We start from the raw sequence: 14,954 nt of genomic DNA on the forward strand, positions 1-14,954 counted from the left end.
TATTAATTTTGCCTACCATTCAATGATGAAAAGTATTACTGAGCACGACTTATTACTCAGGTACTTATATTTTAAACAAATCGATTAATAAAATATTCAGTTATCTTATTAATCGATTTTTATTTTTTCACTAGAATAAATTGTTATTGAATTGTCTTGATTGTAGTGTAAATCGGTTATACAACAGTCGGTAGTTTTATAGACAATGACGCAATGATGAAGTTTCATGGGATCAATTTTGATACGAATTACTTGATGATTGTTTCTTTAAAAAATAGGATTATGAAAACATTATCGAATGTACTCTTGGTCGTTATACTGACGTTATTTTGTCAGTTGGATCTAGTGGCACAAGACGATAGTCTAAACAAGCAGATTTGGCAAAGTATCGGTGGCCAGGAAAAATGGGATTCTTTGCAGTTTTTGGCTTTCTCAGCAAAGGGAAATACCATCTCAGACCAGTTGTCAAACGACGAACGAAAGTTCCTGTTCAATAGAACAACTGGAGCATGTCGATTTGATGGCTATAAGGGAACGGATCAGGTGACCTACCTGTTTAATTTTAAAAACCCAGGGTCAGACAAACTCTTTATTGGAGGGAATTTATCTACAGATGGGCCAGAGCTAAAGAAATCAATTAAAAATCAGCTATTTTCGGATCTCAATCTGCTACTTTTGCCTACCTTGATCGGACAGAAGAATGTGCAGCTGAAAAGCCAGAAGGAAAGTTTCAGTGCTGGACAGAAATTAACGATAGCAAATATCAGCTCGTCAGCCCCTATCTTTGGTTCAAAGATTGATGGTTTGCTTTATATTGATCAAAATACTGGTGAGATTGTGCGTTACGAATACACAGATAAGGGCGAAAAAAACACTTATGAAGTGAGCAAATATAAGGAGATTGGCGACGGGATACGTTTACCCAGTTTCTTCAATTCCACAAGCAATGACCAAAAGAGTTGTATATTCTCCTCTATTTCATCTTTTGTACAGGTAGAACAGAAAAAATTTACAGAACTATAATATGATTAATTGGATAGAATTAAATACAGAAGAACAGCTACAGGAGCTTTATCAATCCGATAAAGTTGTAGCCATCTTTAAACATAGCACGACTTGTGGTATTAGCAATATGGCTAAGCGTAGTCTTGAGCGTATGTCTGCTACTTCAGACCATGATTATGCGATTTATCTTTTAGACCTTTTGCGTTACCGCCCACTATCGAATGAGATTGCCCAACGTTGGAATGTAGAACATCAATCACCTCAAATACTGATTGTTGAAGGAAAAGACAGTTTATATGACGCTTCACATGGTGATATCCAATTTGATGAGATAGAACAATACCTAACGGCAATTTGACATAATAGGCCATAACTGCTATTCAATAAAAATAGTTAGCATAAAATATCCCAAGCAATCTTCAACATGTATTGTATTGATCACTTGGGATATTTTATGAAGCTGAAAACAGCTGAATTGGCTACTTATAAATTTCTACTGTTATTTTACCGTCTTTAGTCACCGTACCCCGATACATGCCGGCGGTATTAAAAGGCATAGCAACATGTCCATTTTTATCCAATGCGATCATGCCGCCATTACCGCCCATTTCACCAATCCGATCGATTACTTGCCTGCTCGCTTGATCAACACGTTCACCTTTATATTCCATTAAAGCCGACACCGAATATGCCGCCACGGTGCGGATGTAATATTCACCCCATCCAGTGCAGGAAACAGCACAGGTATTATTGTTCGCATACGTTCCAGCTCCAATAATTGGCGAATCTCCGACCCGCCCAAACTTCTTGTTTGTCATCCCTCCCGTGGACGTGCCCGCTGCCAAGTTACCTGCCTTATCTAATGCAACACACCCTACTGTACCGAATTTAGCATCTTTATTGATGATGCCTAAGCGTGAGCTTTGTTTTTGATCGTGATCTAGTTGTGTTCGTGTACTGTCATCCTTGCTCACTTTCTGCAGAGCTTCCCAACGTGCTTCCGTCCAAAAATAAGAAGGGTCTACAATGGTCAATCCCACTTGCTTCGCAAACTCTTCGGCACCTTTACCCACCATCATAACATGCTCAGATTTTTCCATCACCGCCTTGGCTGCCGAGATTGGATTTCTGATCGTCGTCACTCCTGCAACGGCGCCTGCGGCCAAGGATTTACCTTCCATGATGGAGGCATCCAGTTCGTTATGTCCGTCATGTGTAAAAACCGCTCCTTTCCCTGCATTAAACAAGGGTGAGTCTTCCATAACATGGATAGCAGATTCGACGGCTTCCAAACTGGATTTACCTTCTTGCAACTTTTGATAGCCCATACGAAGCGCTTGCTCCAAGACGATCCTATAAGCTTGCTCCATCGAATCTGTCATATTCTTTTTCAAGATCGTCCCCGCTCCACCATGGATCGCCAAAACAAATTTTTCCTCCGTCATGGCCACAGGTTTTTTATACGATTTACAGGAAATTGCCAACAGGCTTCCCACAATTATCATGGCGCATATCTTGAGGTTATTCATCTTCCTTCTCCCACCATTCTGAAGATTGTAAATCATCTATCTCACGACGGTCTTTTTTCGTAGGGCGCCCTGTACCGCGGTCGCGTTTTAGGACAGGAGCATGAAATACGGATTTAAACCCTACAGTTTCTTCAACAGGTGTTTGATCCTCGTAGAATTGAATAGCAGTCTTGGCGTCAACACGACGTTCCAAAAGACCTGTCACCATCACCACTTTTTTCTCAATTCCCTTTTGGACATGGTATACATCTCCGATCTTAACTTCATAAGAGGGTTTTATATTTTGGCCTTTTAGTTTCACCCGACCTGCCTTACAGGCCTCTGTTGCCAAAGTTCTTGTCTTAAATAAGCGAATTGACCACAAATATTTATCAATTCTCAATTTTTCTGATGTTCCAGCCATAATACAAAAATAATTATATTTTTAGAACCATTATAACCAAAAGCAATTATGGAAAATTCCTATTAAACTGAGTACAATTATTAAAACGTCTTTCATCCGTTCGCCGGAAGAGTTTAAGAGCTAATTGCGGAGAAGTTGTCATCAAATCCATACCAACTCCTGACTGCAAGCGGGTTGTTAAAACAATGTCTGTAGCATGAGTGCACCTTAAAAAGGTGGACTCAACGTGGACTCACTGTGCACACACTGTGGTTGGAGTCAGAAGTTGATCATAATTTGGTAGGCTGTTGTTATCAGGAAAGTCTATTGCAAGGAACAATGGATAAAGTTGTTTTTAAGTCCAACTTTATCTAAGTTTGTACATCAAAATAAACTAATTCAAATAAGAAAATAAATAATATGGTAGAGCCACTTAAAAAACTGATTGAGGAAGCTTGGGAAGATAGGCAATTATTAGAATATAAAGAATATACAGAAGCCATCCGCGCTGTTATCATGAAATTAGATAGCGGTGAAATCCGCGTCGCTGAAATGATCGGTACAAGATGGCACGTCAATGACTGGATTAAGAAAGCTGTTATTTTATATTTTCCAATCAATGATATGCGCGAAATGACTGCAGGTCCTTTTGTGTTTCATGATAAAATGAAATTAAAGACAGACTACAAGCACACTGGAGTACGTGTTGTACCAGGGGCTTCTGCTCGTTTAGGTGCATATTTGGCTAAAGGAGTGATTATGATGCCTTCTTACGTTAACATCGGTGCTTATGTAGACGAAGGTACCATGGTGGATACTTGGGCAACTGTTGGATCTTGTGCACAAATTGGTAAACATGTACATTTAAGTGGCGGCGTCGGAATTGGTGGCGTATTAGAGCCCGTACAAGCAGCTCCAGTTATTATTGAGGACAATGTTTTCATAGGTTCAAGAGCGATTGTAGTTGAAGGTATTCGTGTAGAAAAAGAGGCTGTATTGGGTGCTAATGTCGTATTGACAGCGTCAACAAAAATCATCGACGTTACGGGCCCCCAACCAGTAGAATATAAAGGTTATGTACCTGCCCGCTCTGTTGTTATCCCGGGTTCTTACACCAAAAAATTTGCGGCAGGGGAATATCAAGTTCCTTGCGCTTTGATCATTGGTCAACGTAAAGAGTCTACAGACAAAAAGACTTCATTAAATGATGCACTACGTGATCATAATGTAGCTGTATAAAGTTAAAACTAGTATAAAGATAAGATGAGTGCATTCGTAGATCGTGAGGATTTAAATAAGGCCTTGGAGACGTTAAAAAACGGCGGATTAATTCTATACCCCACCGACACCATTTGGGGGATAGGTTGTGATGCCACCAATCCTGATGCCGTGGAGAAAGTTTTCCAGCTGAAAGGAAGAGATAAATCCAAAAGTCTGATCGTCCTTTTACACAACGACAATCAATTGGCAAGTTATGTAAATGAAATCCCGGATGTGGCTTATCAACTTATTGAATACACTGAAAAACCCTTGACAATTGTCTATTCGAATGCCAAAAATCTTGCGCCCAATGCGATTGCTGAGAACGGTTCAATTGGCATTCGAATTGTCAAGCACCCTTTTTGTGAACAACTTTTACAACGGTTTCGCAAACCGATAATTTCAACTTCAGCAAATATCAGTGGTGAACCAACGGCGAAAGATTTTGATGAAATATCTGATGCCATCAAAGATGGGGTAGATTATATTGTCGCCTATGACAGAGACGTAACAACAGATGGAAAATCATCTACTGTCATGAAGCTGGATCCAAGTGGTAAATTTGAATTTATTAGAAAATAGCATGAAAAAGATCGTTTTATTTTTTGCATTAGCATTTGCTGTTACCAATTTATCTTTCGCACAGCAAAAAGATATTCCTGCCGCCAAGCCTGGTGTAAAATATGGAAAAGAAATCTCTGCGTCCAATGCGATTTCAGTGGCAAAGCTTGAAAAAGAACTCACGCAAAAGAACGCATTCAACGGAAAGGTGACAGGTAAGGTCGTTGAGGTATGTAAGAAAAAAGGCTGTTTCATGACCCTGCAACGGGAAGGCGAAGAGCCGATTACCGTCCGTTTTAAAGACTACGGATTCTTCATGCCAGCAGACATTGTCGGCAAAACGGTTGTTGTCGAGGGTATCGCAAAGAAAAAGGAAGTTTCTGTAGCATCGTTACAACATGCGGCAAAGGATCTTGGTAAATCACAGTCTGAAATAGACCAGATTACACAACCTAAAAAAGATATTAGCATTATTGCTGACGGTGTTTTGGTTGTCAAATAAGACGCTCTCACACCAAACCTAGCATTGTTCTGATGAAAAGATTCCACACTTCAGCCTGTCACTCCATACTGGTCGATGGTACCTTAATGACCTTCGAAAAGCCCATTATTATGGGGATACTCAATGTGACTCCAGATTCTTTTTATGACGGAGGTGACAATACAACCGTCGAACTTGCGGTAGAGAAAGCAAAGAAGCTATTGCTTGAAGGTGCTCAAATTCTTGATATTGGCGCATATTCCTCACGTCCGGGCGCTCCATTAATTTCATCTCAGGAGGAAATGGATCGAGCTCTTCCCGCTATTCGAGCAATTAAAACTGCATTTCCTGACGCTATTTTATCAATAGATACCTTTAGGGCAGACGTTGCTGCTGCTGCAATCGATGCGGGAGTGCACATCATAAATGATGTTTCGGGAGGTACACTCGATGATAACATGTTCGCCACGGTAGCAAAATATCAAGTTCCTTATATTCTCATGCATATGCGCGGTATTCCCGAAAATATGCAGGAAAAAACAGATTATACAGATATTGTAACTGACGTAGCCACCTTTTTAGGTGACCGCATTGCGACACTAAGAAGTATGGGGGTGAAAGACATTATTCTTGATCCAGGATTTGGTTTTGCAAAGACAGTCGAACAGAACTATGAGTTGCTCTATCGTGTCAATGAACTTCACTACTTCGAATTACCAATTTTGGGCGGAATATCCCGTAAATCCATGATTTATAAAAAAATCGGAATCACCGCCCAAGAAGCTTTAAATGGCACCACCGCTTTAAATACCTTACTTCTCGAAAGAGGGGTACAAATTCTCCGCGTACATGATGTGAAAGAAGCGAAACAATTGCTTGATCTCTTCTATTCATAAATCAGCATTATTTGCCTACAAATTTGGGATCACTTAATGTTTTAATAAAAGCTATGATAGCTTCTTTTTCGTCTTCTGTCATCGGAATTTTTTTGCCATTTTCTTTAAGAATCGGATCAAGGTTAGCTGCATCCAAAACACCTTTGTCAAAATAATCCAGGACAGATTTTAACGTTGGGAACTGCCCAAAACTTCCATAAGGCGCTGTATATTCCGCATTTCTTAAAGAAGGTACCCGAAAAGCCATATAGTCCATTTCAATACCTGTGATACGTGCTCGCCCGGCCTCATCTGGATGTTTATTTAAAGGAAACCCTACATTTCTAAAACTCTGATCGGTAAATAATTCTGTTGCATGGCAGCTTTCACATTTCAACTTAAACAGCTGATACCCCCGTTCTTCCTCAATCGTGAATTGTTCCCCTTCACCTCGTTTTACCTTATCATATTTACTGTCGGCCGAAATTAAAGTATACTCATATTGGGCAATGCTTTTATAAATTCGTTCCGGTGTAATATTCTCATCGCCAAAAGCCTTCTTGAACAATACTTTGTAGTCAAAATCCCCATTAATTTTACCGATAACCTCCAGAATAGAGGAGTTCATCTCCTCATGCGTGATAATTGGCACTAAAGGTTGCTTTTCCAGTTCGAGTATATTGCCATCCCAATTATAAAATTTCATAAAAGCCAAATTCTGCAAAGGTGGAGTGTTCCGAAATCCGACACGATCATCTATACCCACTGCCTGCATCTTTCCATCGGAAAAAGCCAATGAGGGATTATGGCAACTGGCACATGATATCGTATTATTTCCACTGAATCTTTTTTCATGAAATAGCTTTTCACCCAATTCAACACCATACTTTGTTGGCTTATTGCTATTAAATGTATTATTCAGACTCGGAAAATCCGCAGGAATACTGAACGTGACTGTTGGGTTGTCTTCCTGCGTAGATTCAACGATATCATCCCTACTACAGGATAAAGCAATCACTATAACTGTCAGGATTAAGATGACTTTTTTCATCCTTTTATTTTTATCAATGGCTGATGAATATTCAGAATGCACATTCGAAAATCATGGTACAATCAGACGGCGTTCTTTTTTTTATGCACAACGTATTTTCAGCAAATGGCTACAACCTCATTCAAGATCATAGCCATTTACGTAAAATTTAGTTAGAAACACTCTCAACAGTGAACATCCCAGCTGTATCACTGCTACCGTTACCACCGAGATTATCAACAAACTTCACCATTTCCACTGCAGAATGAATACTAGGCACAGCATTGTTGGCACCCAATGTAATGGTATTCGTTTTCCCGCTTAAGAGCTTATCGAAATCCGCCTTGATATTAATCTGTGGTACACTTTTTCCAACAGTAACTAAGGAAGGTAAATTCAACGTAATATCCCGATAAGCATCTACCCCCTGTTTATAAGTGGATTCATCACCATTTGTTCCGTTGATCGTACTTCCAGTGTGAATAGATAACTCTTTATGATCTGCATCATAAAAGCCTTCCAATTTCGTAAATCGGTAACCTGTCCCCCATTCCCAGTGCATTTTGGTGTCATTAGCCCCAGCTGTTGCATAGAAAACTGGGAATCTCAGTTGATCCAATGTATTTATTTCCTGTTTTACCCCCAAACCGAATTTGATCTGTTTATACTCGCCAACGGGTATATTACTCAGTACATAATTTAAAGTTGCTGCTTTCGCCTGATCAATTACTGTAGCCCCTTTATCCAGGTCATTTACATTATAAGGGATCTCCGATCCATCGGCTTTAATAAGCCTGATATTACTAATTACATACTTCAGCTCAGAAAACTGATGCAGTTGTCCACTGGCTGATGTATTTGTTGAGGCAGCTGGTGAATCTGCACTACCCAGCACAATTGTTGTATTTTTAAATGTATTGTTGAAATGTAAGTTAACACTGTTGGCGACATCTTCACTTTTGCTACAAGAAACCATAACCAAAGAAATCATCAGGAGTTTAATTGCATTTTTTTTCATTTTATTCTAAGTTTTAAGGTATTTAAAAATTGATTTTTAAGGATGTAAAAATATTCCTACCCATGCGAGGTATATTTCCCCAATCTGCATAGGTACTATAGTATTCATTGAAGAGGTTCTCCGCACCGACCTGAAACACGGCATTTAATTTTCCAATAGTGAAGGTATAGTCTGCCGAAACATTCCATATCTTATAGGATGCGGTTTGGTCCTCTCCGTATTCAGGGCTAAAATTGACCTGGCTAAAGTCCCCGTTCATTGAAGTTTGCACACCGATCATTTTGTATCGGTAATGCAATGATGTTTGATAACTTAAGGGACGTATAAAAGGCAGGTTTCCGCCCATATTGTCTTGCCCTCTGGCGTAGGTAAGTACGGCTTTCCAATCTAGACCTGGCAAAATTTGATATTGCGCATTGAGTGCCAGATTAAACAGAGTCGCATGATCTAAAGAGGTATAGCCTTTCACGCCTACCGATTGATAGTTCATCGGGCTACCCAAACTCAAAATCCGGCCAATAATGTAGTCTTGGATAAAGAAATAATTGGCCTTGGCCCCAATGCTTAACTTTCCGGTCTTAAACCCGGCACTGGCATTGGCTTCATAAGAAACTTCATTTTTTAAATCCGGATTTCCGATATAGTCATACCGATCGAAACTATTGTAAATGTAATAACCATACGCCTCCGAAACAGAGGGAGCACGATGCCCAAACCCTGTTCCTAAGGAAAAGTCAAACTGACCAATATTTAACTGATAGCTAGCATGTAGGCTCGGCAGAAATCTATTTTTCTTCTGTGGAGAACCAGGATGGAAAATCCAGTTGAATTCAACGTATTTCGAATAGTTATAGTTCAAACCCAATGAACCTCCAAAGACAAGTCTACTGATATCAGAAAGATCTAACGCGTTATTCATGGCTACACTCGCGAAACGGGTGGTCACCCATGGCCAGCTATAGGCAAACATGGTCTGTTTGGATCGATCCTGCGGGTACATCCGCATCTCAGCTATCGAGAGATTATCGTAAGCATTTACCTGTATCTCCGAAGAATAGCGATCTTTCTGCAGATTAATTTTAGATAAAAGACCGTAGGTCGTACTCCAGCCCGGCATATCCATATGAACCAAATTTTCCGGACGGGTCGTATCATCCATATAGTGCTCAACTGCATTAAAATAAACTTTGGTGTCCCATACCTTTACCAAACCCTCTTCAAACAACTGTTTGTATGCAGCGGAAGTGATAATCGCTCTAGATAAGGATAAGTCCATTGGCAAAGCAGGAAATCCCACATCTTTTGCGCGATCAAAAATAGCATCAACCCTAACAGCAGAAAGCGGACTTGTTTTATAGGCCAAGCCCAACGACGCATTGAATTTATTATATTGCGAATGCCGTACTTCATCGTCATTTCCATCATAATAATTTCCAGCCTTCCGAAAGGCAATACTTCCATCTGCCACAAATTTGTCACTTGAGTAATATAAATTCCCAAGATTGAAAGTCTGCTTATTATTGAATTCAAAACCTGTCTGATAGGCTCCGCCAATTTTTTTCTGCAGACCAAACGCAGTATTCCTTCTTTTCAGATCTATACTGCCAGCGACCGTAGCACCATGCAGATTACCTTCCTGCCCCGATTTAATATCTATTGCAGCAAGGTTATTACTTTCTACATACGAGGTTATCGGGTCCATTTTATCCGTACATGCTCCAAAGACATGCATCCCATCGATCGTAATTGTCGAACGCTCGCTACTCATATTATTGAGCAGGGGTTCCCAAGCATAGGCACCACGTTTTATGAAGCTGATATTACTTGCAGAAGCCAAATATTCATCCACAGAAACTGTCATCTTCAGATCGTTTTCAATCCTCTTTTTGGCAGCTGCATTGACTGTAACCTCGGCTAGACGTCTCGTTGTATCGCGGGTAACAGGATTGTTTTGTCCGTGTACGTTCCATCCCAAAGACAACATAAAGAGAATAATACTTATCTTCCTCATAGCCGCTAGAATAGAATATCAATGTATAACTCACTTTTACGACCTTCTACTCCAGGTGTAAAGTCCTTAGGTACCTCAGTTCCTGCTATTACCCTTCCATTTTGGTTGACCAAAATAAAATTCAATGTCCAGTTACCTGTCATTGTGTAATTCACAACACCATGGTACAACCCGTCGGCCTGTTGTACCAAGTCCTTATTATTGGGCGACGAATGGTTGCCCATCGAAGGTTCTGGCATACGCGGATCCAATTGTAAGGTATATCCATTCACTGTCGTATAAGACAATTGTGCAGCGTCTAACTTATAAATCCCGGCGACCAGTTTATTTTCAGAAACAGTTGGTTTCCAAGGAGCAATCAAGGCGATTAAATACTGTTCGCCATCTTTCCCAGTGAAAGTGGTTAGGTTACGATTTTTATTTACCTGCGGCTTCACAGTTACATGTTGTGTAGCGGTGAAGGTCTGACCACCAACTGTAAAATCGATTTCCAAACTCCAGTTTACTGCTGCAGAACTTTCATCTGTAAACACACTGTAACCCGAAAAGTAGCGACCATCCAACGTGTAGTCCATTTCGGACTGGTGCGGACAAACAATTTTCATTCCTTGCACATTGGTTTGGACTGGAAGCAATTTGACTGAGGAAACGGCGACAGGTTCGTTATTTTGCTGCTTATTGATTATTACGCGGATATCATTATAACCGCGATACAATACCCCACCTAGAGCCTCAATACGAATACTATACCCTGACGAAACAAGGCTTGTAACCTCTTTAAACTCCGTATTCTCCGCTACAGTATTTCCACGTTCTGCCTCATAGTCTGTTTTCTCCTTTGTACAAGCGATTAGGAGAAAGGATATAATCGCGCTATAAAAAACCACTTTTTTTATAAATAAATCTCTCATCTATAATTTTTCATTTGTTAGGAAGCTATCCGATTTATTGCGTGAGCTCCGGAACTCAGGCAATAAATCAAAATGATATCCTATTGTGACGAACGGATATATTTCATCGTAATAGATGCGCTCCATTCAACTTCTAGCGAAATGAAACCATCATACTGATATTAAACAGATTATTAGCTATTATCAATATTCAAATGATTCGGATCCACACCGCGATGTAGCCCAAATAATTAAGAAGGTTTCATTGAAATAAATCGTTATTGAATAAATAGCTTAACCGAAAGATCGATTTTATGGACAAAGCATCACTAAAAGCAGTTTCACAGCGAAATTATAACGCGAAGGAAATCTTAGCATACCTTGTAATCCATCTTAAGTGATCGACTACTTAATCAAATAAAATATTAACTGGATTTAAACCAAAGGGGGGTGAAATATTGTAAAGATGGGATTATAGGAATAATCTTCTTTATATACTGGAAGCAGGCGCTCCACAGTGTCTTCATAAAGAGCCGTGTTTTTAAAAGTAAAATCTTGCGTATTATTTATAAAAACAACATCAATAATACGTAATTCAAGATTTTTTTGTTCCTTTTCCTCATGCTCGCGCATTTTCTTCATCAAAATACACTGGCCTCGACAGGCAAGCGCATTATCGTTAAAACGATTGATACATTCGTAACGTGCGATATAATCTCGATTCAACTCGAAGACGGTCCATAGCCATACCGTTGAGAAGCTCTGCAGGAGCATCAAGGGTAATAGAATCCATATAAACAGTCTGATTTTCATTCGAATATTTTATTCTCAATAGCAGCTTACATCCTTAAGATTACTTCTTTATCTTGTAAACTTACCAAATCGAGCTCATGCTAATTCGTTTTGAGTTTGGGCAAATATAACAAATGAATCTTGGAATAAACAAATGCTATTTAAAAGAAAAAGTCCTAGGCAGACTACTACCTAGGACTTATAAAACTCAATTTTAATTATTTTGATGCAATTGTCAAAACAGCTTTCTTATTGCCGGCAGTTAAATCAAATGTAAAAACATAGGTTTTACCTGCCTCTAAAACTTTGCCCGTTTTGATACCCAGATTGCCTGAATCACGACCATTCTTGCCATCCCCCACAAAGACGATATCATTTGAGGTTGTCACATCTGTACCCCCAAATTCACCGCCCCATCCTTTTTGATGGAAAAATTTGAAGTTGATGTTATCAGAATTTATGGACTCTCCTGCCTTAACAGTTATCTGGTATTTCTTGTTACCTAGCGGCACCAAACAAAGTGCTTTATCCGTATTCCAGCCCACTTGGTTACTGGATACTTTAGGCTTTCCAATTCCCTCACCAATAATCCAGACAGCCCCAGATCCATCATCTTGGAGTTTTGCCAAATCATTGCCTGTCATCGCCTCAACTACAAAGTATTTTAAGTTAAAGTCTGCGGTAACACGGTATTTTCCAGTTGATCCTTTAAACGATAGGGTTCCATCGGCCGCTTTGGTAAAGAAATCTGGATCGATCCACCAATCTTGCAGATCCGCAATCCCTTCAAAAGTCGTCGTTTTCCCTTGGGCCAGTTCGAGTTCAACTTTAGCATGTTTATCATCCAGTCGACTGAACTGCGATCCATTTAGCAGTACAACAATAAATGGAGATGCCTGAAATGTTAATGTATTAAATTGAATCGGGTATACACCAGAAGTCGAATTTGAAAAAGGAATTTCAGCGGTAGACCCCAAGTTAATAACATTATTGACCCAACCAAAATTCATCGCATTACCTTGTGTACCTACTTTTGGCGCTTGAATATAGCCTTTTACCTCAGCTGCAAAATTTTCTTTTGCCGCATATTGGTTTCGCCCTACCTTTTCCATGCGATAGGATTTGGATTCTGTGACTAAAGTTAAATATGGAAAGTCGGGTCTGCTCAGATTAATATCAAAAGATTGTTCGGTCATTTTTTGGCTAATATTCTGTACGACAAACTTAAGGGTTGCTTTTCCATCGGGAATATCTTTCAGAAACGGAACATAAATCTTTCCAGCATAGTCTCCATTTTGTTTGGTACGGATAACGGTTTCTGTTACCTTGTCGTCTGTAAAATACAATTGTGCTTTAACAGTAGACAGCGCAACTTCACTATCCGACACATGGACCTGAAACTCGAGACTATCCCCAAAATTTGCAGCCGAGATAGGCGATTTCAATTCGATTTTAGGATCCCCTATTTGATAGGTATATTTTTCATCCTTTTTACAGGAACTAACTGCAGTAATAGCAGCAGTTCCCAATAGTATATTGATGAGATATCTTTTCATTTGTTCATAATTTATGCGCTATCAACGCGATAGCGCTTAGGGTTTATCATCCTCCAGTTAATAGGTCCAACGGTAAGAAACAACCGACTTAGCTGGTACATCATAGCTGAAATGATGTTTACCGTCTGCGACAGTGATTTTACGACTATCGCCTGATTCGTTTAACAGAACAACAGCATAGGTCCCATCTGTATTTTGAAAGGCTGTATAAACTAGCCCTTCTGCTGAATACCCAGAAGTACCAATCCTAGTAGCCCCTGATTTGACCACCGAGGAAAGATGACCAACAATATAGTAGTGTGAATTACGTGTTATATTTTTATAATTTGCCTTACTAATGTCCACGGCGCCATAACATGTCTGGCAGCCACCTTCGCGATTTGGCCCTTTGTCAGTATCAAGCATCAGGTTCCATACTATGACACCCTTACTCCAATTGTTCACTGTACCGAGAGCCACTTCACGCATATCCTCCATCAAACGTTTTTCAAGATTGCGTCCATCATTCCATTCTCCAATGGATGTTTCCGTAAATACCAATTCCTTGTCTGGGCGTTGATTATGAATATCGATAAGTTCAGCTTTATCCCCACCATAATTATGGTACGCCGCTCCGGCGAAGAATGACGCTGCTCCGGCATCGTTATAAATCTTTACTGGGTAATCCGTCTGATCAGCGATATTATCATAATTATAATTATGATCAAATGCATAAATCTTTGTTGATAAGTTAGCCGCTTTTAATTGCGGGCCTAGCGCTTGTTTGACAAAAGCCTGTTGTTCCTGCCATGACATATAGAGCGAAGCGGAATTTTTTCTATTCAATGGTTCATTTTGAACAGTAATCGAATAAATATTAATGCCTTCTTTCTTCATTGCCTGGATCCATTGAACGAAATACCAACCATAATCCTGGTAATATTTTGGATTTAACTGACCACTGGTCCATGAATCAAAGGGCTTTAAATCAGTTAGGTTGTTAACTTTCATCCATTTCGGTGGAGTCCATGGGGAGCCCATGATTTTTATGGATGGATTGATAGCAAGTATTTCTTTAAGCACCGGAATGATATATTGGGTCTCTTCAGACTGCAATCCAAAATTTTCCTTTCCTTCTTTGTCCCAACAGGTATATTCGCTCAAAGAGAAGTCGGAACATCCAATAGCAATACGGATATAGCTCATTCCCATTCCATCTTTATCTGAAAAGGTCTCTGTAAGGAATTTTGTCCGATCTTCCTTACTCATTTTCATTAAATTATAACATGTTGAGCCTGTGATGGCTGCACCAAAACCGTCCATCGTCTGGAATTTCTTAGTAGGATCTAGCGTAATTGTATTGGGTGACATATTAAATTTGGAGCTGAAATCAACAAAGCGCTTTCCAAAATCCAAAGACCGACTGCCTGTCGTCGTATAAATTGTAACATCACCACTTTTTTTAATTTCATCACCTTGCGAAGGTGTATAGCTGTCACGGTTACAAGATGTTGCCGTCACTAGACAGGACAACAAGAATGTATATATCATAGTTTTTTTATTAGTACGTTTCATCTGTTAATAT

At 39.6% G+C, this 14,954-nt stretch carries 15 protein-coding genes; 6 read left to right on the plus strand and 9 right to left on the minus strand.

All coding sequences use genetic code 11. From position 1 onward, the window contains the following. Positions 1 to 282 precede the first annotated feature (282 nt). On the plus strand, positions 283 to 1,023 hold the full coding sequence (locus IQ31_RS04970; RefSeq protein WP_145327259.1) for a hypothetical protein: 741 nt from the start codon (positions 283 to 285) through the stop codon (positions 1,021 to 1,023). A 1-nt stretch (position 1,024) separates the two neighbouring features. Continuing rightward, positions 1,025 to 1,363, plus strand: a complete 339-nt coding sequence (gene ytxJ, locus IQ31_RS04975) for a bacillithiol system redox-active protein YtxJ (protein WP_201670052.1) — start codon at positions 1,025 to 1,027, stop codon at positions 1,361 to 1,363. Positions 1,364 to 1,484: 121 nt separating this feature from the next. On the opposite strand, the gene IQ31_RS04980 is transcribed toward ytxJ, so the two are convergent. Both IQ31_RS04980 and IQ31_RS04985 read right to left on the minus strand, forming a co-directional pair. Next, entirely contained in the window at positions 1,485 to 2,570 is a 1,086-nt protein-coding gene (locus IQ31_RS04980; RefSeq protein ID WP_244294334.1) for an isoaspartyl peptidase/L-asparaginase family protein, read from the minus strand. Then, positions 2,527 to 2,937: an RNA-binding S4 domain-containing protein gene (locus IQ31_RS04985; protein WP_145327262.1), complete on the minus strand. Its 411-nt coding sequence runs from the start codon at positions 2,935 to 2,937 to the stop codon at positions 2,527 to 2,529. The genes IQ31_RS04980 and IQ31_RS04985 overlap by 44 nt, the downstream gene beginning before the upstream one ends. Before the next feature lie 399 nt (positions 2,938 to 3,336). Here IQ31_RS04985 and IQ31_RS04990 point away from each other — a divergent pair, with 399 nt between their 5' ends. Genes IQ31_RS04990 through folP form a run of 4 tightly spaced genes read left to right on the plus strand, consistent with a single transcriptional unit; the run spans position 3,337 to position 6,114 of the window. Next, positions 3,337 to 4,155, plus strand: coding sequence for a 2,3,4,5-tetrahydropyridine-2,6-dicarboxylate N-succinyltransferase (locus IQ31_RS04990; protein ID WP_075990775.1), 819 nt, complete (start codon positions 3,337 to 3,339; stop codon positions 4,153 to 4,155). Positions 4,156 to 4,179: 24 nt separating this feature from the next. Beyond that, on the plus strand, positions 4,180 to 4,758 hold the full coding sequence (locus IQ31_RS04995) for an L-threonylcarbamoyladenylate synthase (protein ID WP_145327263.1): 579 nt from the start codon (positions 4,180 to 4,182) through the stop codon (positions 4,756 to 4,758). Position 4,759: 1 nt separating this feature from the next. Next, positions 4,760 to 5,239 (plus strand): DUF4920 domain-containing protein, encoded by a 480-nt coding sequence (locus IQ31_RS05000; RefSeq protein ID WP_145327265.1) that lies wholly within the window; start codon positions 4,760 to 4,762, stop codon positions 5,237 to 5,239. Between the two features lie 32 nt (positions 5,240 to 5,271). Then, a complete protein-coding gene (gene folP, locus IQ31_RS05005) occupies positions 5,272 to 6,114 on the plus strand; it encodes a dihydropteroate synthase (protein ID WP_145327267.1) in 843 nt (280 codons plus the stop codon). A gap of 7 nt (positions 6,115 to 6,121) precedes the next feature. On the opposite strand, the gene IQ31_RS05010 is transcribed toward folP, so the two are convergent. From IQ31_RS05010 to IQ31_RS05040, 7 genes are all read right to left on the minus strand, one after another. Continuing rightward, positions 6,122 to 7,144, minus strand: coding sequence for a cytochrome-c peroxidase (locus tag IQ31_RS05010; RefSeq protein WP_145327269.1), 1,023 nt, complete (start codon positions 7,142 to 7,144; stop codon positions 6,122 to 6,124). 148 nt (positions 7,145 to 7,292) lie between these two features. After that, entirely contained in the window at positions 7,293 to 8,141 is an 849-nt protein-coding gene (locus tag IQ31_RS05015; protein WP_145327271.1) for an MbnP family protein, read from the minus strand. A gap of 22 nt (positions 8,142 to 8,163) precedes the next feature. Then, the gene (locus IQ31_RS05020; RefSeq protein WP_145327273.1) at positions 8,164 to 10,152 is read right to left on the minus strand and encodes a TonB-dependent receptor plug domain-containing protein; all 1,989 of its coding nucleotides are present in this window, start codon (positions 10,150 to 10,152) and stop codon (positions 8,164 to 8,166) included. A 5-nt stretch (positions 10,153 to 10,157) separates the two neighbouring features. Further along, positions 10,158 to 11,063, minus strand: a complete 906-nt coding sequence (locus IQ31_RS05025; protein ID WP_244294336.1) for a hypothetical protein — start codon at positions 11,061 to 11,063, stop codon at positions 10,158 to 10,160. Positions 11,064 to 11,477: 414 nt separating this feature from the next. After that, positions 11,478 to 11,855: a hypothetical protein gene (locus tag IQ31_RS05030; RefSeq protein ID WP_075990767.1), complete on the minus strand. Its 378-nt coding sequence runs from the start codon at positions 11,853 to 11,855 to the stop codon at positions 11,478 to 11,480. A gap of 197 nt (positions 11,856 to 12,052) precedes the next feature. Next, positions 12,053 to 13,390, minus strand: coding sequence for a DUF5125 domain-containing protein (locus IQ31_RS05035; protein WP_145327275.1), 1,338 nt, complete (start codon positions 13,388 to 13,390; stop codon positions 12,053 to 12,055). Between the two features lie 57 nt (positions 13,391 to 13,447). Further along, positions 13,448 to 14,920 (minus strand): endo-1,6-beta-glucanase, encoded by a 1,473-nt coding sequence (locus IQ31_RS05040; RefSeq protein ID WP_145327277.1) that lies wholly within the window; start codon positions 14,918 to 14,920, stop codon positions 13,448 to 13,450. Positions 14,921 to 14,954 lie beyond the last annotated feature (34 nt).

It is taken from the genome of Sphingobacterium siyangense (assembly GCF_007830445.1).
GTDB classification, from domain to species: domain Bacteria; phylum Bacteroidota; class Bacteroidia; order Sphingobacteriales; family Sphingobacteriaceae; genus Sphingobacterium; species Sphingobacterium siyangense.